This window comes from Streptomyces cellostaticus (assembly GCF_023630175.1).
In the GTDB taxonomy this organism is placed as follows: Bacteria; Actinomycetota; Actinomycetes; order Streptomycetales; family Streptomycetaceae; genus Streptomyces; species Streptomyces cellostaticus_A.
In genome coordinates this window covers 34,528-60,345 of the sequence record NZ_JALLIN010000008.1, presented here as the reverse complement: position 1 = coordinate 60,345, position 25,818 = coordinate 34,528, and the positions used below count along the sequence as shown (strand labels likewise).

Below are 25,818 nucleotides of genomic sequence, written 5' to 3'. Positions count from 1 at the left end.
GGCCACGCTGGGAGGATGGGCAGGGCCGAAGCAACCCCGGCCCGCCTGGCCCGCCGCCCATGTCGTACGGGTGGCCGCTCACCGCTGTTCACGGCACCGGGCAAACACCGGGCAAACCCCTGGTCAAGGCACCCCTCAGACCCCGCCGACCGCCGTGAGCAGGGCGAGCGGGGCCGCCGCCGAACGGGATTCGCGGGCGCACGCGTGCGGGTAGGGGACCGGCTCCGGGTGGGTGTCGCGGCCGTAGCCCGCCAGCACCTCCGGGAGCCGGTGCCCGCTGGCCGACGCCGCGTCGACCAGCGCCTGCGCCACCGTCCGGGCCTCGTCGTGCAGGCCGTAGCGGGCCAGCCCCAGCGCGATCAGCGCGTTGTCGTGCGGCCAGACCGAGCCGCGGTGGTACGAGAGCGGGTGGTACGCCGACTGGCCCGAGGCGAGCGTGCGGACGCCCCAGCCGGAGAAGAAGTCCGGTTCCAGCAGCCGCCGCCCGACCGCCTCCCCGTACTCCTTGTCCAGCAGCCCCGACCACAGCAGATGCCCGGCGTCGGAGGCCAGCGCGTCGACCTGGCGGCCGGTGCCGTCCAGTGCCAGCGCCGGGAAGGAGCGCCCACGCATCCAGAAGTCCCGCTGGAAGCGGTCCCGCAGATCGCCCGCCGCCTGCTCCAGCAGCGCGGCGTACGTCGCGTCGCCCCACACCGTGCGCGCCACCCACGCGGTGCGGCGCAACGCGTCGTACGCGTAGCCCTGGGCGCCCGCCGCCATCACCGCCCCGGTGGGCCGGGTGCCGTCCGCCCAGCAGATCGCGCCCGGGGAGTCCTTCCAGTTCTGGTTGGCGAGGCCGCCCTCGTCGGCCCGGTAGACGAGGTAGCCGCGCGAGGTCAGCCCGCCGTGGTCCAGCATCCAGCCGATCGCCGCACGGGCGTGCGGTTCCAGGCGCCGGGCCAGGGCGGCGTCGCCGGTGCCCTCGGTGTACGCCCCGAGCAGGACGAGGAACAGCGGGGTGGCGTCGACCGAGCCGTAGTAGCGGCCGAACGGCACCTGCCCGAAGTGCGCCAGCTCCCCGTGCCGTACCTCGTGCACGATCTTGCCGGGCTGGGCGGCCGAGGACACTCCGGCGCCGGTCGCCTGGGCCGCGGCCAGCGCGAGCAGCGTGGCGGCGGCGGGCCGCGGGTGGTACGGCAGCGTGAACAGGGAGGTGAGCAGGGCGTCCCGGCCGAGCAGGGTGAGGAACCAGGGGGCTCCCGCCGCCGGCACCCGCAGCTCCTCGCCGTCCGGCCCGGTCGCCGGGATCTCCAGCGCGGCCAGGTCGGCCAGGCCCCGGGCGCAGGCCGCCGCCAGCTCCGGCCGGCCCGTGGGGAAGGCCACCCCCTCCACGAATCGGCTCTCCGCCGCGGCGAGCTGCTCGTTCACCGCGGCGGGGGAGCGGGGCACGCGCAGGGCACGCCGGTCGCCGTGCGGGCGGGCCATCACACGCAGCACCAGCTCGGTGGTGCCGTGCGGCGCCACTTCGAGGGTCCACACCAGGCGGCGGGCGCCGGTGCCGGTCTCCTCGACGGCCTCCGGGGCCGGGTCGGCCGTGATGGTCGTGACGGAGTGCCACTCGGCGCGCCGGTAGGTGAACTCGACGCCGTCGTCCAGCACCGTGCGGGAGCGCACGGCACCGGCCTTGGCGTAGGTGCGGTGGTCGGAACGGAGCTCGAACTGGTCGGTGAAGTCGGCGTCCACGGTGACGGCGAGGCGGACCGTGGTGGGCACCGGACGGTTGCCGGTCACCAGCACGGACTCCACGAACGAGCTGTCGCCGACCGCCTGTTCCCGGAACAGGGTGCACGCGGGCGGCTCCTGCCGGCCCCCGCGCGGTACCAGCACACAGCGGGCCACGTCGCCGTCCGTGACCGGGGCGAGCACCTCGGGCACCGCGCCGTCCACGGTGAGCTGCCACCGGCTGAGATGCCGGGCGTCACGTACGAACAGCCCGTCCGGTGAGCCGCAGCCCCGCACCCCGCTGATGTCACCCCGGTCGCCCACGGCGGCGAACGTCGCCCCGTACACGAGCAGATGCTGCCGATCCGTCATCCCCGATCCCCTCCCTTGTCCCTCATGTCGTCGCCGTCCCCGGTGCCGGCCGCGTCGTCGCCCTCCGGTCCCCGGTGCAGCAGGTCCAGTGCGAGCGCGGCGGTCCAGGCGAAGCCGGTCGCGCCGCAGGCCTCGCCGGTGTGCGGATCGACGTACTCGGCGAAGTCGCCCGCCCGGGCCAGGCGCAGCACTGCCGCCCGCAGCGCGTCGGCCCGCTCCGGGTGGCCGTGCGCGCGCAGGCCCCGCTCCAGCAGCCAGCTCGTGTTGAACCACGCCGGGCCGCGCCAGTACCGGTGCGGGTCGAAGGCCTCGTCGAGGAGGTCGTAGCTCGGGACCAGCTCGGTGCTCGTGCCCAGCCCGAAGTGCGGCCCGCACAGCGTGCGGACGAGCGCGTCCGCGGTCCACCGGGGCAGCCCCGGCAGCAGCAGCGGCACGAGACCCGAGACGCTCCGCCCGGGAACCTGGCCCCCGCCCCGCAGGTCCAGGCAGCGGAACACGCCGCTCGCCGGGTCCCACAGCCGCTCCACCAGGGCAGCCGTCAGCCGCTCCGCGCGTGCGTACCGGGCGGTGCCGGCCGCCCCCAGCTCCCCGGCGATCCGCGCCAGCGCCTGCTCGGAGGCGATCAGCAGTGCGTTGAACGCCGGGTCCTCGACGGCGAAGTCCCCGCCGCCGTCGGCGTACCCGCCGGCGCGGTAGTCCGCCGCCAGCCGCACGTACCGCCCGTAGTCGAGGTCCGTCGGCCGGTCCTGCGGCGCGCCGTGGTCGAGGTCGGCGCGGCGGAAGGAGCGGGCCGGGGCCGGGGTGATCCGGGAGAGCGGGGCGTCCCAGCAGGGACTGTTGTCCATGCCCTGTTCCCAGGGGTGCACGACGGAGACGAGGCCGCTCCCGCCCAGGTCACGCCGGTGCAGCAGATACCGGTGCCAGCCGGCCAGCCGCGGGTACACCCGGGCCAGGAAGCCGCGCGCCCGGGACAGGCCGGGATCGGCGCGGTGCACCAGCCAGGCGGCCAGCGCGTGCACCGGTGGCTGCACGATGCCGGACGTCTGTACGGTGCGCGGGGCGCCGGCGGCGCGTCCGGCGGTGGAGGAGCGCCAGAAGTCGGGGCTCGGGAAGTACGCGTCGAGGGGTACGGAGGGGTTGAAGACGATGTGCGGGACGCGCCCGTCGCCCCACTGGGCCGCCAGCAGCGTCTCCAGCTCCGTCTGCGCCCGTAACGGCGAGAGGTGGCGCAGCCCGATCGCGATGAAGGCGGAGTCCCACGACCACTGGTGCGGGTACAGGCTGCGGGAGGGGACCGTCGACGTGCCCGTCCAGTTCTCCGCCAGCACCCGGGCGGCCCCGGTGTGCAGGGGCGAGGCCGTCGCCGGCGGATCGTATGCGAACCCCCGGTCCGGGAGGTGTGCTGTGAGCTGGGCAGTGCGATCCACTCGGGGCTCCCCGAAGACGTCCGGCCGGCCAGGTTTGGCTGTGCGTAGCGCAGGGTTACGTCTATTTAACACGCAAAACTCAATATGTAATGCATGCTTGGAAAACACAAGGGGGTGCGCATGACCGGACGGCCGGGCAGGACCGGGAGGAGCGGAAGCCAGGCGAGCGCCGGCGATCTGCTCGAACTGGTGCGCAGTGGGCGAGCCGTGACACGCGGCGCGCTCCAGCAGGCCACCGGCCTGTCCCGCGCCACCGTCGGTCAGCGCCTCGACCGGCTGTTCCGGGCCGGCTGGCTGCGCGAGGGGGCCGGCGGACCGGTCGGCTCACCGCTCGGCGGGCGCCCTTCCATCACCCTGGAGTTCGACGCCTCGCACGCGGTGGTCCTCGTGGCCGACCTGGACACCCGGCACGCCCGGGCCGCCGTCCTCACCCTGACCGGCGAGATGCTCGCGGAGCGCTCCGGCACCCTGGTGATCGAGGACGGGCCCGAGGCCGTGCTCGGCGAACTCGGCGGCTGGTTCGCCGGGGCGCTGGCCGAGGCGGGGCACGGGGCGGGGGAGGTCTGCGGCATCGGGCTCGCGGTGCCCGGGCCGGTGGACCGCGAGAGCGGCCGGGTGGTGCAGCCGCCGATCATGCCCGGCTGGGACGGCTACGACATACGGGGCCGCCTGTCCCGCGCCTTCACCGAGCACACCGGCGCCCCCGCGGTCCCGGTACTGGTGGACAACGACGCCAACCTCATGGCGTACGGCGAACAGCGCACCGGGCACCCGGACTGCGCGGCCTTCGTACTGGTCAAGGTGTCCACCGGGATCGGCGCCGGGGTCGTGGTCGACGGCTCGATCTACCGGGGCGTGGACGGCGGCGCGGGCGACCTCGGGCACATCCGGGTGGGCGCGGATGCGCTGTGCCGGTGCGGTTCGTACGGCTGTCTCGCCGCCGTCGCCAGCGGCGGCGCCGTGGCCCGGCGGCTGACGGAGGCCGGGGTGCCGGCCGCCTCCGGCTCGGACGTGCGGGACCTGCTGTCCGCCGGGCACCCCGAGGCGGCCGCGCTGGCCCGGGAGGCGGGCCGCCGAGTGGGTGACGTACTGGCGACGGTCGTGACGCTGCTCAACCCGGGCGTGCTGATGATCGCCGGGGATCTGGCCGGCACCCCCTTCCTCACCGGCGTGCGCGAGCTGCTCTACCAGCGGGCGCTGCCCCGCTCCACCGCCCACCTGGACGTCGTGACCTCGCGCCTGGGTGAGCGGGCCGCGCTGGTCGGTGCGGGTGCGCTGGTCGTGGAGCACCTGTACGCGCCGCAGCGGGTGGAGGAACGGCTCACCGCGCTCGGCGTGTGAACCGGGCGTCGCGGCGTCCGCATGGTGAAATCCGGCTCTGTGTGACAGCGTGATTCTCGCCACCCTTGATAAGGGTAGCGCTCAGATGAGCGGATCTTGGGCGGCTGCACTTCTCCAAAGGGTGGCACTGGGTGCCACCCTTTGATCGTTCATCGATCGAAATCAGACGTGCCGGGAGCTGCTCACATGAGCGGATAACCGAGCCTGGGGGCATGGATGCGTTCAAGAAGTGAAAACATCGAGGCCTCTCCACTTGCCAAGCCTTGACTTTCAATCCACTGGCGGCCGCGCGGTTACAGGCGCATGACGCACAAGTGGACGTACCCAGGTGCCTTCGATCTGGGTATGTTCCTCGCCGTCAGGGCAGCCACCGCGGCCTCAAGGAGTCGAGACCCGTGTCGGAAAACAAAGAACCCCACGTAGCGAAGTTCGTTTACGACTTCACCGAGGGCAACAAGGACCTCAAGGACCTCCTCGGCGGCAAGGGCGCCAACCTCGCCGAGATGACGAACCTGGGCCTGCCGGTCCCTCCCGGGTTCACCATCACCACCGAGGCCTGCAAGGTCTACCTCGACAGCGGCTCGGAGCCCGTGGCACTGCGTGACGAGGTGAGTGCGCACCTCGACGCCCTCGAGCAGAAGATGGGCAAGAAGCTCGGCCAGGCCGACGACCCCCTGCTGGTCTCCGTCCGCTCCGGCGCCAAGTTCTCCATGCCGGGCATGATGGACACCGTCCTCAACATCGGCCTCTCCGACAAGTCGGTGCAGGGACTGGCCAAGCAGGCCGGTGACGACCGCTTCGCCTGGGACTCCTACCGCCGCCTGATCCAGATGTTCGGCAAGACCGTCCTCGGCGTCGACGGCGAGCTGTTCGAGGAGGCGCTCGACGCCGCCAAGGCCGCCAAGAAGGTCACCGTCGACACCGACCTCGAGGCCGCCGAGCTCAAGAAGCTCGTCACCAAGTTCAAGAAGATCGTCAAGGCCGAGGCGGGCCGGGACTTCCCGCAGGACCCGCGCGAGCAGATGGACCTCGCCATCAAGGCGGTCTTCGACTCCTGGAACGGCGACCGCGCCAAGCTGTACCGCCGCCAGGAGCGCATCCCGCACGACCTCGGCACCGCCGTCAACGTCTGTTCCATGGTCTTCGGCAACCTCGGCCCCGACTCCGGCACCGGCGTCGCCTTCACCCGCGACCCCGCCTCCGGCCACCAGGGCGTCTACGGCGACTACCTGCAGAACGCCCAGGGCGAGGACGTCGTGGCGGGCATCCGCAACACGGTCCCGCTCGCGGAGCTGGAGTCGATCGACAAGAAGTCGTACGACCAGCTCATGCAGATCATGGAGACCCTGGAGAACCACTACAAGGATCTCTGCGACATCGAGTTCACCATCGAGCGCGGCCAGCTCTGGATGCTCCAGACCCGCGTCGGCAAGCGCACCGCCGGCGCCGCCTTCCGGATCGCGACCCAGCTCGTGGACCAGGGCCTGATCGACGAGACCGAGGCGCTCCAGCGAGTCAGCGGAGCCCAGCTCGCCCAGCTCATGTTCCCGCGCTTCGACGAGTCCGCCAAGGTCGAGAAGGTCGGCCGGGGCATCGCCGCCTCGCCGGGCGCCGCGGTCGGCAAGGCGGTCTTCGACTCCTACACCGCCGTCAAGTGGTCCCGCTCGGGCGAGAAGGTCATCCTGGTCCGCCGGGAGACCAACCCCGACGACCTGGACGGCATGATCGCCGCCGAGGGCATCCTGACCTCGCGCGGCGGCAAGACCTCCCACGCGGCCGTCGTCGCCCGCGGCATGGGCAAGACCTGTGTCTGCGGCGCCGAGGAGCTGGAGGTCGACACCAAGCGCCGCCGGATGACGGTGCCGGGCGGCCACGTCGTCGAGGAGGGCGACGTCATCTCCATCGACGGCTCCTCCGGCAAGGTCTACCTGGGCGAGGTCCCGGTGGTCCCCTCCCCGGTCGTGGAGTACTTCGAGGGCCGGATGCACCCGGGCGCCGACGACGCCGACGAGCTGGTCGAGGCCGTGCACCGGATGATGGCGTTCGCCGACCGCAAGCGCCGGCTGCGGGTACGCGCCAACGCCGACAACGCGGAGGACGCGCTGCGCGCCCGCCGGTTCGGCGCCCAGGGCATCGGCCTGTGCCGCACCGAGCACATGTTCCTCGGCGACCGCCGGGAACTGGTCGAGCGCCTGATCCTGGCCGACACCGAGGAGGAGCGCGAGGAGTCCCTGAAGCAGCTCCTGCCGCTGCAGAAGAAGGACTTCGTCGAGCTGTTCGAGGCGATGGACGGCCTGCCCGTCACCGTCCGCCTGCTCGACCCGCCGCTGCACGAGTTCCTGCCCGACATCACGGAGCTCTCCGTCCGGGTGGCCCTCGCCGAGGCCCGCCAGGAGCCGCACGAGAACCTGCTGCGCCTGCTCCAGGCGGTCCACCGCCTGCACGAGCAGAACCCGATGCTCGGTCTGCGCGGCGTCCGTCTCGGCCTGGTCATCCCCGGCCTGTTCACCATGCAGGTCCGCGCCATCGCCGAGGCCGCCGCCGAGCGCAGGGCGGCCAAGGGCGACCCGCGCGCCGAGATCATGATCCCGCTGGTCGGCACGGTCCAGGAGCTGGAGATCGTCCGCGACGAGGCCGACCAGGTCATCGCGGAGGTGGAGGCGGCGACCGGCACGAAGCTGAAGCTGGCCATCGGCACGATGATCGAGCTGCCGCGCGCCGCGCTGACCGCCGGTCAGATCGCGGAGGCCGCCGAGTTCTTCTCCTTCGGCACCAACGACCTGACGCAGACGGTGTGGGGCTTCTCCCGGGACGACGTGGAGGCGAGCTTCTTCACGGCCTACCTGGAGAAGGGCATCTTCGGCGTCAGCCCGTTCGAGACGATCGACAAGGACGGCGTCGGCTCCCTGGTGAAGGCGGCCGCCCAGGCCGGCCGCGCCACCCGGCCCGACCTCAAGCTCGGCGTCTGCGGCGAGCACGGCGGCGACCCGGAGTCGGTCCACTTCTTCCACGAGGCCGGCCTGGACTACGTCTCCTGCTCCCCGTTCCGCATCCCGGTCGCCCGCCTGGAAGCGGGCCGGGCGGCCACCCAGTCGGCGGGCAGCGACCACCGCTGACCCCAACAGGCCCCGGAGCCGTCGTCGGTCCCCGACCCTCAACACCGATCGACGGCGGCTCCGGCGCACCAAGGAGGGGCGGCACCCTGTGCGGGGGTGCCGCCCCTTCACACATCATCTGCGGGGACTTCAAGCTACGCCGCCGAGCAGGCGAAATGGCGATTGCCGGCCCTGGTCGCCGTTGAGCCCGGGCGAAGCCGTTGTGCCCTCGTTGTGCCTTCCGGGTGTGGCTGGTCCGTTCAGACTCCTCCCCGGATCAGATCGCGGGGCGCCGGAGCACGTCGGTGGGCTCCCAGTCGCTCTTCCAGAAGGTTTCAAGCCCGTGCTCGTCGATGAACTGCCTTTCGACCTCGTGGATGGGGTACATCCCTTGAACGTTGATCACGTCGTGCCCCTCGTGTCCCGGAACGCCGACGTCGATGCCCAGGTAGTCGTCCCTGCCGAGGACCAGCGGCGCGAACACGCAGAACGCCGTCATCTCTGATTCGGGCACGATGCGCTCACCGAAGTCGATGGTGCTGCCGTAACTGAAGGGGCACGTTCCACGGAGCTGCTCGGCGAGGAAGCCCACCGCGTGAGCCCAGATCACGTTGGTCGAGTTCACGCTGAGGCAGAGTTCCGGCGAGCCGTGCTGCCAATCCGGATGCTCTGCCAGCGACAAGCCGTAGGTGAGCGCCGTGAGAAGCCCGTCCGGCAGGTTGTCGTACACGATCTCCGTCACACCCCGCAGTCCCTGCTTGGTCGATTCGACAGGGAAGAAGCGGGGCTCTCTTCCTCCGGAAAGCCGATCAAGATGGGCGAGGTACTTCTCCACGCGACTGGCCATGCGTCCAGCCTGCACGATCGCTCACCTGCGCACGCCACCGGGATCGTCACCAGTAACGCTCCGCAACAGGTCCACGGAAGTTGAGCCAGCTGCGGGTGACGAGTTCACCGATCAGCCCGGTCAGCTCGGTGTCGTGCGGGGCGCGTCCTGCTTCGGTGCGCAGGAGGACGACGGTGGTGTTCACACCGGCTTCCCAGTCGGGGAAGAAGTCGCGGCCTTCGGGGGTGAGGAACCGGGCGCGGGCGATGTCGGTGGTCTTCGCGGTGGGGCCGGGGAACAGGGGGGCGTAGAGGGCGCGGCCGAGGGGGCTGGTGGCGAGGATGTCGAGGCGGCCGTTGCGGATGAAGGCCGGGGTGTCCGTCATGGAGGCCAGGACACGCAGGACGCTGTCCGGCAACGAATGGCTCGAACCCGTCACCGACGTGAGGCGTACGGGAAGCTGCCGGGGAACGGAGCGAACGCATGAGCATCCTGGACGAGACCTTCACGGCCGACGCGGTCCGCGCGGCCGTTCGGACGGCGGCCAGCTTTCGGGCGCGGTGAAGTAGGCCAGCTCCCAGGGGTCGTGTGCGCTGAAGACGGTGACCTCGTCCGCGTGGTCGCGGCGGAGGGAGCGCAGCCGGTCGCGGGTCGCGTCGCGGGCCGTGACGTCGGTCTGTGCCCCCTGCTGGACCGGGTCGAGGACGGGATGGGAGAGGGGCGGCGTGTGTTCGAGCTCGCCGTGGTACATGTACGCGTCGCCCGCGTGCAGCAGCCACCGTCCCCGGCCGTCGCGCACGGCGACGCCCGAGTGTCCCGCCGAGTGGCCGGGCAGCGGCACCAGCAGCAGCTCGCATGCCGGCCCCTGCGGCCGCGTCACGCCGGGGAAGCCGAACCAGTCCGTGCGGTCCGCCGCGACCGAGGGCGTGAGCAGCGGGCCGTGCTCCCGGTGCGCCGGCATGAAGCGGTCGAGGCTGTGCCGGTGGTGCGCTGCCGTGGGGTCGGTGACGGCCCGGTACTCGTCGGGGTGGACGTGCACCTGCGCGTGAGGGAAGTCCGGCAGTCCTCCGGTGTGGTCACGATGCAGGTGGGTGAGCACGATGTGCCGCACGTCCTGGGGCGCGTACCCCAGGCGGACGACGTGGCGCAGCGCGCTCTCCTCGGGGTTCAGCGCGGGCTGGGCGTGGGCGACCCAGTCCGCGCCCAGCGATCGGTCGGGGTGCCGCAGGTCGGCGGTGCCGAGACCGGTGTCGACCAGGATCAGCCCGTCCGAGTCCGTCTCGATGAGCAGGCAATGGCAGACAAGGGCCCGTTCGCGCTTCCCGGCGCCGGACGGAGCCGGTCCGCCGAGTGGTGGAATCTTCCGGAGCGAACCGCAGTTGAGGTGGTGGATACGCACGAGGCCCCCTGGAGGCGAGCTGGCGGGGTGTTCTCGACGGACGTTAGGAGGGGGCTTCGTGACTCACCAACCGTTGGACACGCACCGGCGGGTGATCGGGCCGGCCCGCTGGCGGACTGTCCCGACAGCGCCCTCGTTCCGCCGGGCCACGAACCGCGGTGCCCTGTCGACATCACCCTCGCCGCGCTGGGTGGTCGGTGGACGCCGCTCGTCGTCCGCGAGTTCCTGCGCCGTGGCCAGGCCACGTACTCCGAACTCTCCGCCGCCCTGCCCGCTCTCTCGGACAAGGTCCTCTCGGAGCGGCTGGCCCAGTTGACCGGGGCGGGCGTCGTCGAGCGTCACCGCACTCCGGGCTGGCCTCCCCGTGTCCGCTACGTTCTGACCAGCCAGGGCCGGGCGCTGGAACCGGTGGTGCGCAGCATGTGGGAGTGGGGCACGGCGCGACGCGACGCCCTAGGCTGATCGGCACACCCGAGCCGCCGGGTTCCGGGCCGAGCGGTCGGCCCGGCCACTCCGTTCCCTGAGAGGGGTCCCCATGGGCTGGACCGCGCAGGACATCCCCGACCAGAGCGGGCGCACCGCCGTGGTCACCGGGGCCAACAGCGGCCTCGGCTACGTCACCGCGCGCGAGCTGGCCCGCAAGGGGGCCCGCGTGGTGCTCGCCTGCCGCGACGAGACGCGGGGGAGGGGCGCCGTCGAGCGGCTGCGGGGCGAGGTGCCGGGCGTGCGGGTGGAGCTCGGTCTACTGGACCTCGGCGACCTGGCGTCCGTCCGGGAGTTCGCGGCCGGGCTGCCGTACGACCGGCTCGACCTGCTCGTGAACAACGCCGGTGTGATGGCGCTGCCGTACGGCACGACCGCCGACGGGTTCGAGCGGCAGTTCGGGACCAACCACCTCGGGCACTTCGCGCTCACCGGGCTGCTCCTGCCCGCCCTGCTGGCCACCCCCGGCGCCCGGATCGTCACCGTGTCCAGCCTCATGCACGTCCTCGCCAACATCGACCTGCGCGACCTCGACGGCGAGCGGCACTACCGGCGCTGGACCGCCTACGCCCGCTCCAAGACCGCCAACCTGCTCTTCACACACGAGCTGTGCCGCCGGCTGGCCGCCCACGGCTCCGACGCCGTCGCGGCCGCCGCGCACCCGGGGTACGCCGCCACCAACCTCCAGACGGCCGGGCCGCGTGCCGAGGGGCGCCGGGGCGCCGAGCGGATGATGGAGCTGGGCAACCGGATCTTCGCCCAGCCGGCGGAGGCGGGCGCCCTGCCCACGCTGTACGCGGCGACCGCGCCCGGCGTACGGCCGGACTCGTTCTGGGGGCCGTCGTTCGCGATGTGGCGCGGCTCCCCGGCACCGTCCGGCCGCGCGCCCTGGGCCCGGAACGACGAGGCGGCGCGACGGCTCTGGGACGCCTCGGCGCGGCTGACGGGTGTGTCCTACGCCGCCCTCGAGGCCTGACACAGCGGCCAGGCTCGTCCACGTACACGGCGCGGCACTCGCGCCCGTACTGGCGGGTTCGCGCGCTCCCTCACGACGGCCGTGGAGGGCGTCACGGCCGAGCTGCGCGAGTTGGTCGACGTGGTCAGCAGGCTCAGGATCGCCGCTCGGCGCTCCCCGGACCCGCCGTTCGGTGCGGTCGTCGCGGAACCGGAGAGCTACCGGGCGAGCGCGCTGCCGCAGAACCACGCCGACAGGCTCGCCGCGGACGAGAGCCTGCTGGACGCCCACCCCTCTCCCGCCCGCGCGCAGGGCATGAGGCTCGAAGCCGCGCGCACCGCGATCGTCCTCGTGCGGCGGAAGATCGGGCAGCGGACACGCGGTTGGCGCACTTCGTCGCGGTACGGCCGCGACGACCCGTGGGGCTCCGGCTCCACCGGAACGCAGACTTGAACGTGTTCAAATTCTGTGCCGGGCTGCGGAGCACGTCCTTGATCCACCTGGTCGCGCACGCGACCTGCAGAGGGCGCCGGAGGTGGAGTGTGCTGCGTTCCCGCCGGACCGCGCTGGTCCTCCTTGCCCTGGCTCTGGCACTCACGGCCTGCGGCAGGATCTGGAACCGGCCGCCGCCCGAGGGCGAACCCGTCGTGCTGAAGCCGGCCGACCTCACGACCACATGGACCGACACCGACGGCGGCACCCTGACGCTGAGGCCGGACGGAACCTTCAGCGCCCACCACGTGTGCGGCGACTGGATGGGCGCCTCGGACTGGAACTGGACGGAACCCCGGTCGGGATCGGGCACCTGGAAAGCCGGCTCCGGCAGGGCAGGGACCGCCGTCCGGCGGTCGTTCGACGCCAAAGGCCCCGAGGGGGATGAGGTGGGAGACGTCCTCGGCGCTCTGCGGCAGGGAAAGACCCTGATGCTCTGGACCCGCGTGGGCGACGAGGACAACGACGATCCTCACTGCGTTCTGACCCGAGATCTCTGACAGCCGATGGCGACCGGCCCCGGTGCGGATCGGAGCCGCCTCGGCGACTGCCCCCTGGCCGGGCTTCGTCCTCGAAGCAGAGCCGGCGAGCCGGCCTGGGGAGAGCCACCACGGAACGTCAGGCGCTGCGCACCCGGTACGCCGTCACCCGGACCGACGCGTCGTCCAGGCACTGCCCGGTCTCCAGGTCGAAGCGCTGCTTCAGCAGCGGGGAGGCCACGAACGGGCGGCCCCGGTGGGTGCCGGTCAGGCCGCGGGAGAGGACGGCCGCGCCGCCGAACGGGTCGCGGTTGTCGATGCCGTACAACCGGTCCGCGCGGTCCCGGAACACCGCCACCTGGCGGCCGTCCGGCAGCAGGGCGGCGACACCGCGGCCGGGCGTCAGCCGGTGCAGGTCGCACACGGTGAACCAGCCGTCCTCCAGCCGGAGCTGGACCAGCAGGTCGGTCGTCTCGGGTGCCAGGGTCATCGCTGGGCGCTTCCTTCCAGGACGTCGTCGGCCGGTCGCAGGCCGATGGACAGCAGCGGCAGGTCGGGCTTCATCTGGTCGCGTTCGGGCACGAAGGCGACCACCGGGTCCGGGGTGTCCGGGGCGTTCACGAAGGACACGAACCGGGCCAGCTTCTCGGGGTCGTCGATGGTCTCGGCCCACTCGTCCCGGTAGTGCGCGACATGGGCCCGCATCAGGGCCTCCAGTTCGTCGCAGATCCCGAGCGAGTCGTGCACCACCACGTCCCGCACGTGGTCCAGGCCGCCGGGGATGCGCTCCAGCCAGGTGGAGGTGCGTTCCAGGCGGTCGGCGGTGCGGATGTAGAACATCAGGAACCGGTCGATCAGCCGCACCAGTTCGGCGTCGGACAGGTCCTGTGCGAGCAGGTCGGCGTGGCGCGGGGTGGCGCCGCCGTTGCCGCCGACGTACAGGTTCCAGCCGTTGGACGTGGCGATGACGCCGAAGTCCTTCGACTGGGCCTCCGCGCACTCGCGGGCGCAGCCCGAGACGGCCGACTTGAGCTTGTGCGGGGACCGCAGGCCCCGATAGCGCAGCTCCAGGTCGATCGCCATCCGGACCGAGTCCTGCACGCCGTAGCGGCACCAGGTCCGCCCCACGCAGGACTTCACCGTACGCAGCGACTTGCCGTACGCGTGGCCCGACTCGAAGCCGGCGTCCACCAGGCGGGCCCAGATCAGCGGGAGCTGCTCCACCCGGGCGCCGAACATGTCGATCCGCTGACCGCCGGTGATCTTCGTGTAGAGGCCGAAGTCCCGGGCGACCTCACCGATCACGATCAGCTTCTCGGGCGCGATCTCACCGCCCGGGATGCGCGGCACGACCGAGTAGGAGCCGTTCTTCTGCAGGTTGGCGAGGAAGTGGTCGTTGCTGTCCTGCAGGGCGGCCTGCTCCCCGTCCAGCACATGGCCGCTCGCGCCGATCACCGGGGCGAGCGAGGCGATGACGGAGGCCACCGCCGGCTTGCAGACCTCGCAGCCGTCGCCGCCCCGGGCGTCCTCGCGGCCGTACCGGTCCAGCAGTTCCCGGTACGAGGTGAGGCGCAGGGCGCGGACGATCTCGTACAGCTCCTCGCGGGTCCGGCCGAAGCAGCCGCACAGCCCCTTGTCGACCTCGACGCCGGACGCCTCCAGCTCGGCGGTGACGAGCTGGCCCAGCACCTTCACGCAACTGCCGCAGCCGGTGCCGGCCTTGGTGCACTTCTTCACCTCGGGCACGGTGGTGCAGTTGTGCTCGGTGACCGCACCGCGGATGGCGCCCTTGCTGACGTTGTGGCAGGAGCAGACGACCGCCTCGTCCGGCAGGGCCGACGGGCCGAGCTGAGCCCCCGAGTCCGCTCCGGCGGGCAGGACGAGCGACTCGGGGGAGACGGGGGGAACCGAACCGGTCAGCGCGCGCAGGGTGCCGTACGCCTCCGCGTCGCCGACCAGGATGCCGCCGAGCAGCGTGCCGTCCCGGCCGATGACCAGCTTCTTGTACAGGCCCGCGCGGGAGTCGGCGTAGACGACGTCCAGGCAGTCCTCGGCGGTGCCGTGCGCGTCACCGAAGGAGGCCACGTCCACGCCGAGCAGCTTCAGCTTGGTGGACAGGTCGGCGCCGGTGAAGGACGCCTCGTTCCCGGCGATGGCCGCCGCCGCCGTCTCCGCCTGCTCGTAGCCGGGAGCCACCAGGCCGTACACCCGGCCGTCCGACGCCTGCGCGCACTCCCCGATCGCGAACACGTGCGGGTCCGAGACGCTACGGCACCGGTCGTCGACGGTGATCCCGCCGCGCTCGCCGACCGCCAGGCCGCAGTCCCGGGCCAGTTGGTCGCGGGGGCGGACACCCGCGGAGAACACCACCAGATCGGTGGCGAGTTCGGAGCCGTCCGACAGCTTCATGCCGGTGACCGCCCCGTCCGCGCCGACGACGACCTCCTGCGTGCCCACTCCGGTGTGCACGCTCAGGCCCATGTCCTCGATCGTGCGCAGCAGCGCCGCGCCCCCGCCCGCGTCCACCTGCACCGGCATCAGCCGCGGCGCGAACTCCACGATGTGGGCGCTGAGTCCGAGCCCCTTGAGCGCGCCCGCCGCCTCCAGGCCCAGCAGGCCTCCGCCGACCACCGCGCCGGTGGCCGCCCTCGTCCTCGCGTAGTCCTCGATCGCGAGGAGGTCCTCGACGGTCCGGTAGACGAAGCAGCCGACGGCGTCCTTGTTCGGCACCGGCGGCACGAACGGGTAGGAGCCGGTCGCCAGGACGAGGATGTCGTAGCCGACGACCAGGCCCGAGCGGGCCGTCACCGCGCGCGCCTCGCGGTCGACCGTCTCCGCCGGGTCGCCGACGTGCAGCTCGATGCCGTGGGCCTCGATGAACTCCGGGTCGGCCAGGGACAGCTCCTCGGGCGTGCGGCCCGAGAAGTACGAGGTGAGCTGTACCCGGTCGTACGCCGGGCGCGGCTCCTCGCACAGCACGACCACGCGGTGCGTGGCGGTCAGGCCGCGTTCGGCGAGTGCTTCGAGGAAGCGCTGGCCGACCATGCCGTGGCCGACGAGCACGATCGTGGGGGTGGCCCCCGGGGTGGCGGTCATCAGGAGCCTCCGTCGTTGGTGAGCAGGTGAAGCAGGGGACCGTCACCGGGGAGCGGCTCCGCTCCCTCCCAGGCGCGGGCGAGCGCGCCGACGGTGCCGAGTTCGCCGACCAGGACCCCGCCGACCAGGCGGTCGTCCCGGACGACGACCTTGCGGTAGGTGCCCCGGGTGGCGTCGGCGAGCTGGACCACGTCGTCGCCGGGGCCGGCCTCGGTCTCGCCGAACGCGGCCAGGTCGAAGGGGGAGTCGGGTCCGGTCAGGGTGAGCCGGGTCAGCGAACGGGTCCCGCAGTAGCGGGCGCCCGTGTCGCCGGCGAGCAGGGCGGCCAGCGCCTCGGCCTGTTCCAGGGCCGGGGTGGCGAGGCCGTAGACCGTGCCGTCGTGCTCGGCGCAGTCGCCGAGGGCGTGGATGTGCGGGTCGGAGGTGCGCAGCTCGTCGTCGACGAGGACGCCCCGGCGGACGGCGAGGCCGGCCTGTTCCGCCAGCCCGGTGCGCGGGTGGACTCCGCAGGCGAGGACCACGAGATCGGCGTCCAGGGCGTAACCGTCGGCGAGTTCCACCGCGCGGACCGCGCCGCCGGCGCACCGCACGTCCCGCACCCGGCACTCGGTGTGCACCTCCACCCCCAGGTCCGTCAGGTGCCGCAGCACCAGCCGGGAGGCGTTCGGGTCGAGCTGGCGCTCCATGAGCCGCTCGGCCTGCTGGGCGAGCACCACCTGGGCGCCGCGCACGGCCAGCGCGCGGGCCGCGGACACCCCGAGCAGCCCGCCGCCGACGACGACGGCCCGCGCGCCCGGCCGCACCGCCCCCGACAGGCCCAGGCAGTCGTCCATCGTGCGGAACGCGTGGACGCCCTCGGGAAGCCGCTGCCCGGCGGTGCTGCCCCGCCCCTTCGCCGGACGTCCCCCGGCACCTGGGCCGCAGGAAGGGGCCGGACGTCCGGCCCCGTGTGCCGACGGGAGGTGACGGTCCGTGAACAGCCCGCGCAGCGGCGGCAGCACCGGGTTGGACCCGGTGGCCAGCACCAGGGTGTCGTATCCGATCAGCGAGCCGTCGGCGCACCGCAGCCGCCGGGCCGCCCGGTCGATGGCGGTGACCCGGGCGCGGCGGAGCCGGCCGGGTGCGGGGAGGGCGATCACCTCCGGGGCGTACCGCCCGGCCAGCACCTCGGCGAGCAGCACCCGGTTGTAGGGCCGGTGCTCCTCCTCGCCGACGAGCAGCGCGGGCGTGCCCAGCTCACCGAGCCGCCGGGCGAGCCGTACGCCCGCGAGGCCGGCGCCGATCACCACCACACGCGTATTCGAGGTCATGCGACGCAGCGTGCTGCGCCGACGTTACCCGGCCGCATCACCTCTGTTTCCCGGCGGGAACGCTGCCCTCAGTGGTGCCGGGCGGGAGGTGTGAGGGTCCTGCCGGGGGCCGGGAGAGGGCTGTGAGGTGCGCGGACGCCGGGGCGCGCCCACCGCGCGGGCCCCGGGCGCGGCCGTCAGCGGCTGCCGGTCAGGTGGGCGAAGACCACCACGTTGCCCTGGTAGCCGGTGGCCTTCGAGTAGCCGCCGCCGCAGGTGATGACCCGCAGTTCGGGCCGCGGGGCCGCGCCGTACACCTTGTCGTCGGGGAAGGCGCTGGCCGGGTACACCTCCACCGCGTCGACGGTGAACACGGCCACGCCGCCGTTGCGCCGGTCGATCTCGATGGCGGCTCCCCGCTTCAGCGCGCCCAGGTCGTAGAAGACGGCCGGGCCCTCGGCGTTGTCCACATGGCCGGCGACGATCGCGGTGCCCGTCTCTCCGGGTGTGGTGCCGGCCTCGTACCAGCCCGCGAGGTTCTTGTTCCCGGCGGGCGGCACGTCGAGGCTGCCCGCCGGGGTGAGGCCCAGGCCCGTCAGCGGGGCGTTCACCCGGATCGAGGGGATGCGGATGCGGGTCGGTGGGGAGGGCGCGAGCGCGCCGGCCCCGAGCCGTTCCTCGCCCGGGTCGGGCCGTCCCTCGGCGGCGGCCGGCTGCGGTGGCGTGTGCGTCGCGTCCGGAGCGGCGAGCAGCCACGTCCCCGAGCCGAGCGCGACCACGGTGACGGCGGCTATGGCGGTGTCCCCGACTCTGCGCATGAGTTCCCCTCTCCCGGGGCGCACCCCGAACGGCCCTTCGACATCGGGTCGGCCCGCCACGGGGCGGACCCCCGCCCCCTCCGGGCCGCGAGGGGCGTCGGACCCGAAGGGGGCGGGATGTGCGGTACCGGCGGACGGACAGCGGAGGGTGTCCGTCAGATCCCGTCGCCTCTCGCCCGGCGATGCAGGAGCCAGGTACCGCCCGCGGCGGCGACGGCCAGAGCCGCCACGCCCGCCGCGGTCTGCACGGGGTCGGTGCCGAGTGCGCCGCCGACCCCCGTCTTCACGCTTCCCCGCGGCCGCACCTGCTCGTGCGCCGCGCCCATCCGCGCCGTGCTGAGCGCCACCACCAGGTCACCCGTGACCTGCCGGTCGCCCTCGGCGCACTTCGCGACGATCTCGTACGTCCCCGGCTGGGCACCCGTCGGCACCCGGAACTCGCCGACCGCCTCGCCCTCGTTCGTGCCGGGCGCCAGCATGAAGGTCCCGGCGCCGACCGAGCCCGCGTCGGCGATCGCGGTTCCCCGCGCGCCGCACTCCGTGGTGTTCACGGTGATCCGGCCGCCGGGCACCGCGGTGGCCGGGCTCACCTGCAGGCTGCCGGTCCCGGCCGCGGCCGGAGCGCCCCGCAGGCGAGCCGCTGCCGGAACCCCGCCGCCGTGGGCCGGGGCCGTGGCGAGTCCCGCCGTGGCCACGGCGAGCGCGGTACCGGTCAGCAGACGGGCGGTGCGTCGCATGGTGCTCCCCAGAACTTGTCCGTCTCGTTCCTCCGACTCCTCCAGGGGCACGCCCCTGCCCTTCCGAGGAAAATCGCAGTCGGGCCGCGGCGCTTGCTGACGATGGGTCAGTAACGTGCTGAACGGGTGGCGCGCCGGACCCCCACACGGGTGAGCGAGGGCGAATCATGGCTGGTCAGAGGCGGGTGAGGGGGGTCCGGGCAAGAGCACACGAATGGCGTGCGGGGCGGGGGTGAACGGGTGACCGGTACCCCTGTGGGGCGGTGGGACCCCGCCCGGCGCCGGCCGGGCCCGGCACGGCGGACGGCGGCGGTCCGGCCGCGCCGCACGGCGCACGAGCAGGGCGGCCGCCCCGGTACCCACTGGACCGGGACGGCCGCCCCACGCGTGCTTCGGCCGTGCTCAGTTGACGTTGACCGCGCTCCAGGCGGCGGCCACCGCGTCGTACTCGGCGCTGCCCGCGCCGTAGAGGTCCTTGGCGGCGTTCAGGGTGGCCGTGCGGGCGCCCTTGTAGTTCGTGGAGGACGTCATGTAGACCGTCAGCGCCCGGTACCAGATCTTGCCGACCTTGTCCCGGCCGATGCCGGTGACCGTCGAGCCGTTGTACGTCGGCGAGTTGTAGTCGACGCCGTTGATGGTCTTGGCGCCGCTGCCCTCGCTCAGCAGGTAGGCGAAGTGGTTGGCGACGCCCGAGGAGTAGTGGACGTCGAGGTTGCCGACCGACGAGCTCCAGTAGTCGGCGGAGCTGCCGTCCTTGGACGGCTTGTCCATGAAGCGCAGGGCCGCCTTGCCGAAGCCGGGCTTCACGATCTTCTCACCGATGAGGTAGTCGCCCTGGTCGGAGGAGTTGTTCGCGTACCACTCGACCATCGTGCCGAGGATGTCCGAGGTGGCCTCGTTCAGGCCGCCGGACTCGCCCGAGTAGGTCAGTCTGGCCGTCTTCGACGTCACGCCGTGGCTCATCTCGTGCCCGGCCACGTCCAGCGCCACCAGCGGCCCGAAGGTGGTGCCGTCACCGTCGCCGTACGTCATGCAGAAGCAACTGTCGTCCCAGAAGGCGTTGTTGTACTTGTTGCCGTAGTGGACGCGGTTGTACGAGCCCTTGCCGTCGCCGGCGATGCCGCTGCGGCCGTGGACGTTCTTGTAGTAGTCCCAGGTCTCGTTGGTGCCGTACTGCGCGTCGACGGCGGCCGAGGCGCGGTCGGCGGTGGTCCCCGTGCCCCAGTGGTTGTCGGCGTCCGTGAAGAGGGTGGCGGGGGCCCGGATGAAGCAGATCCCGAAGAAGCACAGGTCGGTCTTGCCCTCGGCGTCACCGGTGTAGGTGTTGCCGCGGGTCGGGTCCTTGAGCTGGTACGAGGAGCCGGACTGCGTGGTCTCCATCGGCACGGTCCCGCCGTACAGCGACCTGCCGTCGCCGGTGGCCGTCTCGATGCTGTCCCAGGCGTCGATCTGGGCGCCGGTGACGGCGTCGGTCAGCACGGTGCGGGCGACCGGGTTGCCGAGCGAGTCCCGGCCGGTGGCGTTGGTGCGCCAGGCGAGCTTCGGGGCGCCGTGCAGGGCGTCGACGACCAGCTCGGGCTTGGCCTTCACCTGCCGCAGCCTCTCCCCGAGGTTGGCGGCCCGCAGGGCGTTCACCGCGAGGCCGGCGGCTCTGGGCGCGGACAGTCTCGGGGTGGTGGAGGGGACCGAGATCCTGGCCCCGGTCGCGCGGTCGGCGCTCCGGTAGGCGCCGTCCGGCGCCAGGTGGACGACGAAGTCGCCGCCGAGCACCGGAAGCTGATGGTACGTACGGTCGTACCGGACGTGCTGGGTTCCGTTGCCGTCGACGATCACGTCCCGGACACTGGTGTCCTGGGCGGAGGTCAGGCCGAGGTTCTTCGCCTGGGCCGCGACGGCCGAGGCCGCGTTCTCGACGGCGGTGGCCCGGGTCGGGCGGCCGTCGGCGTGCGCGGCGGGGGAGAGGGCGGCGGCCAGGAGGGCCGCGGTGGTGGCGGCGACGCCGGTGGTGGCGAGACGACGGGAACCCCGGATGTGCTGACGTATCCGACTCATCTGTCTCCTTGGGGAGGCGCCTTCGAGGCGTGGGGGAGTTGGCGCTGTCCACTGAGATTTAAGTGGGCATGACATGTCATGTCCATAGCGCCTACAGGGAGATGTGTGAGAAGGCGGCGCAGGAGGAGAATCGATTCCGTGATCACTCCGGACGCCCGGGGCCCCCTGCCGTTCTTCGTCTACGGCACTCTCCGCCCCGGCGAGCGTAACCACGACCTGTTCCTGCGCGGCCGGACGGACCGGGAGGAACCGGGACGTTTCCCGGGTGCCGCACTGTACGAGGGCCCCGGCTACCCCTACGCCGTCGAGGAGCCCGGCGCCACGGTCAGCGGCGAACTCGTCACCGCGTCAGCGCGGTCCTACGCCGGGCTCCTGACCGAACTCGACCGCCTGGAGGAGTACGTCCAGGGCGACCCCCGCAACCTCTACGAACGGGTCGCCCGCCCCGTGGAACGCCCCGACGGCACCACGACCCCGGCCTGGGTCTACCTGGCGTCCCCCGCCGTCGCGCTGCGCCTGCGGGCCGGGGGGCGACGCATCACGAGCGGGGACTGGCTGGAACGCGGCTGACGGGGTTCGACCTGGCGGCCGCCCCGCGTTCCCGTGCCGCGCGGGTCGGGCGTCACCCCGCCGGCAGCCGTCCGCCACGCCCGCACCGCCGTCCCTGCATCCGGCCGTCGGCGACGGATACCGCGGTGAGCCCGACCAGGCCGATCAGGAAGGCCAGGTGGCCTGTCGCGCACCCTCACGGCGGCCGTCGGCCCCCGACCCGCCGGAGCGGGCACACCACCATCTGCCCGCATGCCGGGTCAGGGGTTCGCCCTGAGGAAGTCGATGAGGGCCGTGTTCACCTCGTTTGGGCGTTCCTGCTGAGTCCAGTGCCCGCAGCCCGCCAGCTTCAGGGGCTCGCGCCACAGATTGGGCATCAACTCCGGCAGTTTCGCGATAAGTTCGGGGGTGCCGGGAAAGGCCGGGACGGCGTCGCGGTCGCCGTAGACGTACAGGGCGGGCGAGGTGACGACGGCGCCGTGCCACGGTGCGGTGAGTTCCCAGTTGCGGTCGATGTTGCGGTACCAGTTGAGGGCCCCGGTGAAGCCCTTGGAGAAACTCTCGGTGAGTTGGTCGAGGTCGTCCTCGGTGAACCATTCGGGCAGTACTTCGGGATCCGGCATGCTCGCGACCCAGCCACGCTCGGGATCAACCAGCGGCTGCTTGCGCTCGTCGGCGTCGGGAGCATCGCCGGAGGCCGAATAGACGAGCTTCCGCAAAGCGGCGCGCGCGTCCTTCGCGAACTCGGCGTCGGCCACGCCGGGGCGGTTGAAGTAGTTCCAGTAGAAGCGGCCGCCGAACCTCTTGTCCATCTCGGTGAGCGGAGGCCGGGTCCCCCGGAACGGGGGCGGCACACTCAGGCCGGCCACCCCGAGCACCATGTCCGGTCGCAGCAGAGCCGTGTGCCAGGCGACGGGTGCGCCCCAGTCGTGCCCGACGACGTACGCCTTCTTCTCGCCCAGGGCCTGGACCAGTCCGACGACGTCGCCGACCAGGTGAAGGATGGTGTACGCGTCGACGGCGTCGGGCCGGTCGCTGCGTCCGTACCCACGCTGGTCGGGCGCGACCACCCGGAAACCCGCATCGGACAACGGGCCGAACTGTCGGTGCCAGGAGTGCCATGACTCGGGGAAGCCATGCAGCAGCACGACCAGGGGGCCGTCGCCCTCTTCGGCGATGTGCAGCCGAATGCCGTTCACGTCAACCATGTGGTGCTCGACCATGCGCATGAGCGTATGCGCCGTGATCTCGGGAGGCGGCGAAGGTCCCGGGCGTGCCGTGGGCCTGTCGCCCGTTCATCTCACGAGGGCCGGAACCGGGTGGGGGTCCCGGGGCACCGACACCGCCCAGGTGGTGCTCTACTTCATCGGTTTCGCCTCGTCCTCGGATCCTGCTGGCCAGATGCCGTGTCCTGGGGTGTGGGGACGCTGTCGGCACCGTGGTGGCCGGTCCTGTCGTTCCCCGGCCGCTGGGGTGGGAGTCATGTCGTCGCCGTCACCCCGTCAAGACTTCCCGGGTCGCCGATCGGGCAGGCTCGGCGAGGCTCTGCCGGCGGCCTCAGGAGCATCGCCAGGCCGGCGGGGACAATCCCCGGTGGGTCGGCGCACGGCGTCGGATGCGGTGCCTCGCACGGCGGAGGGTCGTCCTCGTACGGGGCGTGTCCGGGCGATCCGGCAACGCGGCGAGGTGCCGTGGCCGTCGTCGTGCGCCCGCCGGGGATCGCGGGACAGCCCTCAGGTCCGGGGTCCGAGGAGCTCCACCCGCACCGCGCAGGTCTTGAACTCGGGCATCTTCGACACCGGGTCCAGGGCCGGGTTCGTCAGGGTGTTGGCCCGGCCCTCGCCCGGCCAGTGGAACGGCATGAAGACCGTGTCGGGGCGGATCGCGGCGGTGATGCGGGCGGGAGCCACGGCGCGGCCGCGCCGGGAGACCACCGCCAGCGGGTCGCCCTCGGCCGCGCCGAGGCGGGCCGCCAGGCGCGGATGGAGTTCGACGAACGGGCCGGGCGCGGCCGCGTTCAGCTCGGCCACCCTGCGGGTCTGCGCCCCCGACTGGTACTGGGCCACCACCCGGCCGGTGGTCAGCAGCAGCGGATACTCCGCGTCCGGCTCCTCCGCGCCGGCCCGGTGCGCCACGGCGACGAACCGAGCCCGGCCGTCGTCGGTGGCGAACCGGTCGAGGAAGAGCCGCGGGGTGCCGGGGTGGGCGGTGGCCGGGGCGGGCCGGTGCGGCGCGGGGAAACCGGTGGCCGCACCGGCGGCTCCGGTGTCCTGCGCCGGCACCTCCGGGCACGGCCAGAAGACGCCGTTCTCGTCGGCCAGGCGCCGGTAGGTGATGCCCGAGTAGTCCGCGGGGCCGCCCGCGGAGGCGCGGCGCAGTTCCCCGAAGACCTCCTCGGGGTCGGTCGGGAAGCCCTTCTCCACGCCGAGCCGCACGGCCAGGCCGTGCAGCACCTCCAGGTCGCTGCGGACCCCGGCGGGCGGGGCCACGGCCCGGCGGCGCAGCAGGACCCTGCCCTCCAGGCTGGTCGTCGTGCCCGTCTCCTCGGCCCACTGCGTGACCGGCAGCACCACGTCCGCGAGTTCGGCCGTCTCCGAGAGGACGACGTCGCACACCGCCAGGAAGTCCAGCGAACGCAGCCGCTCCTCCACATGGGCCGCGCGCGGCGCCGACACCACCGGGTTGGACCCCATCAGCAGCAGCGCCCGGACGTCCGTGCCCAGTGCGTCCAGCAGTTCGTACGCACTGCGGCCCGGGCCGGGCAGGCTGTCCGGGGCCACGCCCCACACCTCGGCCACGTGCCGCCGCGCCGCCGGGTCGTCCAGCCGGCGGTAGCCGGGCAACTGGTCCGCCTTCTGCCCGTGTTCACGTCCGCCCTGCCCGTTGCCCTGCCCGGTCAGACAGCCGTACCCGGACAGCGGACGGCCCGCCCGGCCGGTCGCCAGGCACAGGTTGATCCACGCGCCCACCGTGTCCGTGCCCTTGGACTGCTGCTCGGGCCCCCGCGCGGTGAGCACCATCGCGGACTCCGGCTCGCAGAACATCCGCACCGCCTGCCGCAGCCGCGGAACGGACACCCCCGTGATCCGCTCCACGTACTCCGGCCAGTGCGCCATCGCCGCCGCCCGGGCCTCCTCCCAGCCGGTGGTGCGCTCCCGGATGTACTCCTCGTCCGTGCGGTTCTCGGCCACCACCAGGTGCAGCAGGCCCAGCGCGAGGGCGAGATCGGTGCCCGGCCGGGGCGCCAGGTGCAGATCGGCCTGCTCGGCGGTCCTCGTGCGGCGCGGGTCGACGACGATCAGCGTGCCGCCGTTGTCGCGCAGTTCGCGGAAGAAGCGCAGCGACGGCGGCATCGTCTCGGCGAGGTTGGAGCCGACCAGCACGACGCAGCCGGTGCGCGGGATGTCCTCCAGCGGGAACGGCAGCCCCCGGTCGAGGCCGAACGCCCTGGTCCCGGCGGCCGCCGCCGAGGACATGCAGAACCGGCCGTTGTAGTCGATCTGCGAGGTGCCGAGCACCACCCGCGCGAACTTGCCGAGCCCGTACGCCTTCTCGTTCGTCAGCCCGCCCCCGCCGAACACCCCCACCGCGTCGGGCCCGCCCCGCGCCCGCACCGACGACAGCGCCCCGGCGACCCGGTCCAGCGCCTCGTCCCAGCCCGCCTCCACCAGCCGCCCCCCGGACCGCACCAGCGGCGAGGTCAGCCGGGCCGCCGGCGACAGCACCCGGGCGGCCGTGCGGCCCTTGCCGCACAGCGCCCCCCGGTTCACCGGGAAGTCCGGCCGTTCGGTCACCTCGACGCCCCCCTGGGGCAGGGGCGTGATGTTCATCCCGCACTGCAGGGCGCAGTACGGGCAGTGGGTGGGCGTCGAGGTGGTCTCCATGCCGACCAGCGTGCTTCCGGAGTGTTACGGCCCGCGGCGGCTCCCTGTTACACGGCCGGGAAGCCGTCCTCCCCGCGCCCGCCCGCCCGCCGTGAGGCGCCGGTCACCGGCCGGACGCGAGCGCCCGTGCCACGCCGTGCTCCTTCGGCCCGAGGAACCGCGGATCCGGCTGGAACACCGCGTCCAGCAGTGCCTTGCCCGCCGCGAACACCTCGCGCGTCCCGCCGTAGTACCAGGTCACGTCGTGCTTGGCGTCGACCCCGAGACCGTAGGAGTCCACTCCCGCCGCCTCGCACAGCGCCACCGCCCGCCGGATGTGGAAGCCCTGGCTGATCAGCACCGCCCGGTCCACCCCGAAGATCTTCTTGGCCCGCACGCAGGAGTCCCAGGTGTCGAAGCCCGCGTAGTCGCTGACGACGCGCGCGTCCGGCACCCCGTGCCGGGTCAGATAGGCGCGCATGGCGTCGGGCTCGTCGTAGTCCTCACGGCTGTTGTCCCCGGTGACGAGGACCGCCTCGATGCGCCCCTGCCGGTACAGCCCGGCCGCCGCGTCCAGCCGGTGCGCGAGGTACGGCGACGGCTCCCCGTCCCACAGCCCGGCCCCGAACACCACCGCGACCTCGGTGCGCGGCACGTCCGCCGCGGTCCGCAGCCGGTCCGCCGTCGACACGTACAGCCAGGTCGCCGGCAGCAGTGCCAGCACGCACCCGGCCATCACGGCCTGCACCAGCCGCCGCCACCCCCTGCGGGTGCGTGGCAGCCGAGGTCGGCGCGTCGTCATGCGGTTCCCCCCTGCGTCGGTTCCGACCAGGAGGACGCGGGC

Annotated in this window: 20 protein-coding genes and 1 pseudogene; 7 read left to right on the top strand and 14 right to left on the bottom strand. The window is 73.0% G+C overall.

The genetic code is table 11. From position 1 onward, the window contains the following. Nucleotides 1–135: 135 nt before the first annotated feature. Together MXD57_RS07225 and MXD57_RS07220 are read right to left on the bottom strand one after the other, a co-directional pair. Nucleotides 136–2,073 (bottom strand): amylo-alpha-1,6-glucosidase, encoded by a 1,938-nt coding sequence (locus tag MXD57_RS07225; RefSeq protein ID WP_250400471.1) that lies wholly within the window; start codon nucleotides 2,071–2,073, stop codon nucleotides 136–138. Further along, the gene (locus tag MXD57_RS07220; RefSeq protein WP_250400470.1) at nucleotides 2,070–3,500 is read right to left on the bottom strand and encodes an MGH1-like glycoside hydrolase domain-containing protein; all 1,431 of its coding nucleotides are present in this window, start codon (nucleotides 3,498–3,500) and stop codon (nucleotides 2,070–2,072) included. Before MXD57_RS07220 ends, MXD57_RS07225 begins: the two co-directional genes overlap by 4 nt. Before the next feature lie 120 nt (nucleotides 3,501–3,620). Between MXD57_RS07220 and MXD57_RS07215 the strand changes: the two genes are divergently transcribed. Together MXD57_RS07215 and ppdK are read left to right on the top strand one after the other, a co-directional pair. Further along, entirely contained in the window at nucleotides 3,621–4,841 is a 1,221-nt protein-coding gene (locus MXD57_RS07215; protein WP_250400469.1) for an ROK family protein, read from the top strand. A 395-nt stretch (nucleotides 4,842–5,236) separates the two neighbouring features. Further along, complete coding sequence (ppdK, locus tag MXD57_RS07210) at nucleotides 5,237–7,957, top strand: pyruvate, phosphate dikinase (RefSeq protein WP_250400468.1); 2,721 nt, start codon at nucleotides 5,237–5,239, stop codon at nucleotides 7,955–7,957. Between the two features lie 256 nt (nucleotides 7,958–8,213). Here the strand turns inward: ppdK and MXD57_RS07205 are convergent, their stop codons facing one another. The 3 genes and pseudogenes from MXD57_RS07205 to MXD57_RS07195 all read right to left on the bottom strand — a co-directional run bounded on the left by MXD57_RS07205 (nucleotide 8,214) and on the right by MXD57_RS07195 (nucleotide 10,161). Beyond that, nucleotides 8,214–8,783, bottom strand: a complete 570-nt coding sequence (locus tag MXD57_RS07205; RefSeq protein WP_250400467.1) for a suppressor of fused domain protein — start codon at nucleotides 8,781–8,783, stop codon at nucleotides 8,214–8,216. Between the two features lie 88 nt (nucleotides 8,784–8,871). Then, nucleotides 8,872–9,180 (bottom strand): annotated as a pseudogene (locus MXD57_RS07200) (MmyB family transcriptional regulator); the annotation flags it as partial. 87 nt (nucleotides 9,181–9,267) lie between these two features. Then, the gene (locus MXD57_RS07195) at nucleotides 9,268–10,161 is read right to left on the bottom strand and encodes an MBL fold metallo-hydrolase (RefSeq protein WP_250400466.1); all 894 of its coding nucleotides are present in this window, start codon (nucleotides 10,159–10,161) and stop codon (nucleotides 9,268–9,270) included. 27 nt (nucleotides 10,162–10,188) lie between these two features. Between MXD57_RS07195 and MXD57_RS07190 the strand changes: the two genes are divergently transcribed. The 4 genes from MXD57_RS07190 (at nucleotide 10,189) to MXD57_RS07175 (ending at nucleotide 12,591) form a co-directional block, all read left to right on the top strand. Continuing rightward, the gene (locus MXD57_RS07190) at nucleotides 10,189–10,623 is read left to right on the top strand and encodes a winged helix-turn-helix transcriptional regulator (RefSeq protein WP_250400465.1); all 435 of its coding nucleotides are present in this window, start codon (nucleotides 10,189–10,191) and stop codon (nucleotides 10,621–10,623) included. A 73-nt stretch (nucleotides 10,624–10,696) separates the two neighbouring features. Next, nucleotides 10,697–11,620 carry an oxidoreductase gene (locus MXD57_RS07185; RefSeq protein WP_250400464.1) on the top strand — a complete coding sequence of 308 codons (924 nt, stop codon included), beginning with the start codon at nucleotides 10,697–10,699 and terminating at the stop codon, nucleotides 11,618–11,620. 81 nt (nucleotides 11,621–11,701) lie between these two features. After that, entirely contained in the window at nucleotides 11,702–12,052 is a 351-nt protein-coding gene (locus MXD57_RS07180) for a hypothetical protein (protein WP_250400463.1), read from the top strand. Between the two features lie 89 nt (nucleotides 12,053–12,141). Continuing rightward, nucleotides 12,142–12,591, top strand: a complete 450-nt coding sequence (locus MXD57_RS07175; protein WP_250400462.1) for a hypothetical protein — start codon at nucleotides 12,142–12,144, stop codon at nucleotides 12,589–12,591. Nucleotides 12,592–12,709: 118 nt separating this feature from the next. On the opposite strand, the gene nirD is transcribed toward MXD57_RS07175, so the two are convergent. The 6 genes from nirD to MXD57_RS07145 form a co-directional block, all read right to left on the bottom strand. Beyond that, the gene (gene nirD / locus MXD57_RS07170) at nucleotides 12,710–13,060 is read right to left on the bottom strand and encodes a nitrite reductase small subunit NirD (RefSeq protein WP_250400461.1); all 351 of its coding nucleotides are present in this window, start codon (nucleotides 13,058–13,060) and stop codon (nucleotides 12,710–12,712) included. Then, nucleotides 13,057–15,666 carry a nitrite reductase large subunit NirB gene (nirB, locus tag MXD57_RS07165; RefSeq protein ID WP_250400460.1) on the bottom strand — a complete coding sequence of 870 codons (2,610 nt, stop codon included), beginning with the start codon at nucleotides 15,664–15,666 and terminating at the stop codon, nucleotides 13,057–13,059. Before nirB ends, nirD begins: the two co-directional genes overlap by 4 nt. Further along, nucleotides 15,666–16,976 (bottom strand): NAD(P)/FAD-dependent oxidoreductase, encoded by a 1,311-nt coding sequence (locus tag MXD57_RS07160; RefSeq protein ID WP_250400459.1) that lies wholly within the window; start codon nucleotides 16,974–16,976, stop codon nucleotides 15,666–15,668. The genes nirB and MXD57_RS07160 overlap by 1 nt, the downstream gene beginning before the upstream one ends. A 176-nt stretch (nucleotides 16,977–17,152) precedes the next feature. Further along, the gene (locus MXD57_RS07155; protein ID WP_250400458.1) at nucleotides 17,153–17,773 is read right to left on the bottom strand and encodes a class F sortase; all 621 of its coding nucleotides are present in this window, start codon (nucleotides 17,771–17,773) and stop codon (nucleotides 17,153–17,155) included. Between the two features lie 155 nt (nucleotides 17,774–17,928). Next, entirely contained in the window at nucleotides 17,929–18,510 is a 582-nt protein-coding gene (locus tag MXD57_RS07150; RefSeq protein WP_250400457.1) for a hypothetical protein, read from the bottom strand. A gap of 402 nt (nucleotides 18,511–18,912) precedes the next feature. Then, nucleotides 18,913–20,562 carry a M4 family metallopeptidase gene (locus MXD57_RS07145; protein WP_250400456.1) on the bottom strand — a complete coding sequence of 550 codons (1,650 nt, stop codon included), beginning with the start codon at nucleotides 20,560–20,562 and terminating at the stop codon, nucleotides 18,913–18,915. Nucleotides 20,563–20,700: 138 nt separating this feature from the next. Here MXD57_RS07145 and MXD57_RS07140 point away from each other — a divergent pair, with 138 nt between their 5' ends. Further along, on the top strand, nucleotides 20,701–21,132 hold the full coding sequence (locus MXD57_RS07140; protein ID WP_374114664.1) for a gamma-glutamylcyclotransferase family protein: 432 nt from the start codon (nucleotides 20,701–20,703) through the stop codon (nucleotides 21,130–21,132). A gap of 239 nt (nucleotides 21,133–21,371) precedes the next feature. On the opposite strand, the gene MXD57_RS07135 is transcribed toward MXD57_RS07140, so the two are convergent. The 3 genes from MXD57_RS07135 to MXD57_RS07125 form a co-directional block, all read right to left on the bottom strand. Beyond that, on the bottom strand, nucleotides 21,372–22,334 hold the full coding sequence (locus MXD57_RS07135; protein WP_250400455.1) for an alpha/beta fold hydrolase: 963 nt from the start codon (nucleotides 22,332–22,334) through the stop codon (nucleotides 21,372–21,374). A gap of 510 nt (nucleotides 22,335–22,844) precedes the next feature. Beyond that, the gene (locus MXD57_RS07130; RefSeq protein ID WP_250400454.1) at nucleotides 22,845–24,995 is read right to left on the bottom strand and encodes a molybdopterin oxidoreductase family protein; all 2,151 of its coding nucleotides are present in this window, start codon (nucleotides 24,993–24,995) and stop codon (nucleotides 22,845–22,847) included. A 103-nt stretch (nucleotides 24,996–25,098) separates the two neighbouring features. Next, on the bottom strand, nucleotides 25,099–25,776 hold the full coding sequence (locus tag MXD57_RS07125; protein ID WP_250400453.1) for a SanA/YdcF family protein: 678 nt from the start codon (nucleotides 25,774–25,776) through the stop codon (nucleotides 25,099–25,101). Nucleotides 25,777–25,818: the final 42 nt, after the last annotated feature.

Excerpts from the sequence above, each read along its gene's own strand:
- MXD57_RS07225 (WP_250400471.1), bottom strand. The coding sequence starts at position 2,073 with ATGACGGATCGGCAGCATCTGCTCGTGTACGGGGCGACGTTCGCCGCC.
- MXD57_RS07215 (WP_250400469.1), top strand. The coding sequence starts at position 3,621 with ATGACCGGACGGCCGGGCAGGACCGGGAGGAGCGGAAGCCAGGCGAGC.
- MXD57_RS07205 (WP_250400467.1), bottom strand. The coding sequence starts at position 8,783 with ATGGCCAGTCGCGTGGAGAAGTACCTCGCCCATCTTGATCGGCTTTCC.
- MXD57_RS07185 (WP_250400464.1), top strand. The coding sequence starts at position 10,697 with ATGGGCTGGACCGCGCAGGACATCCCCGACCAGAGCGGGCGCACCGCC.
- nirD (WP_250400461.1), bottom strand. The coding sequence starts at position 13,060 with ATGACCCTGGCACCCGAGACGACCGACCTGCTGGTCCAGCTCCGGCTG.
- nirB (WP_250400460.1), bottom strand. The coding sequence starts at position 15,666 with ATGACCGCCACCCCGGGGGCCACCCCCACGATCGTGCTCGTCGGCCAC.
- MXD57_RS07160 (WP_250400459.1), bottom strand. The coding sequence starts at position 16,976 with ATGACCTCGAATACGCGTGTGGTGGTGATCGGCGCCGGCCTCGCGGGC.
- MXD57_RS07155 (WP_250400458.1), bottom strand. The coding sequence starts at position 17,773 with ATGCGCAGAGTCGGGGACACCGCCATAGCCGCCGTCACCGTGGTCGCG.
- MXD57_RS07150 (WP_250400457.1), bottom strand. The coding sequence starts at position 18,510 with ATGCGACGCACCGCCCGTCTGCTGACCGGTACCGCGCTCGCCGTGGCC.
- MXD57_RS07145 (WP_250400456.1), bottom strand. The coding sequence starts at position 20,562 with ATGAGTCGGATACGTCAGCACATCCGGGGTTCCCGTCGTCTCGCCACC.
- MXD57_RS07135 (WP_250400455.1), bottom strand. The coding sequence starts at position 22,334 with ATGGTCGAGCACCACATGGTTGACGTGAACGGCATTCGGCTGCACATC.
- MXD57_RS07130 (WP_250400454.1), bottom strand. The coding sequence starts at position 24,995 with ATGGAGACCACCTCGACGCCCACCCACTGCCCGTACTGCGCCCTGCAG.
- MXD57_RS07125 (WP_250400453.1), bottom strand. The coding sequence starts at position 25,776 with ATGACGACGCGCCGACCTCGGCTGCCACGCACCCGCAGGGGGTGGCGG.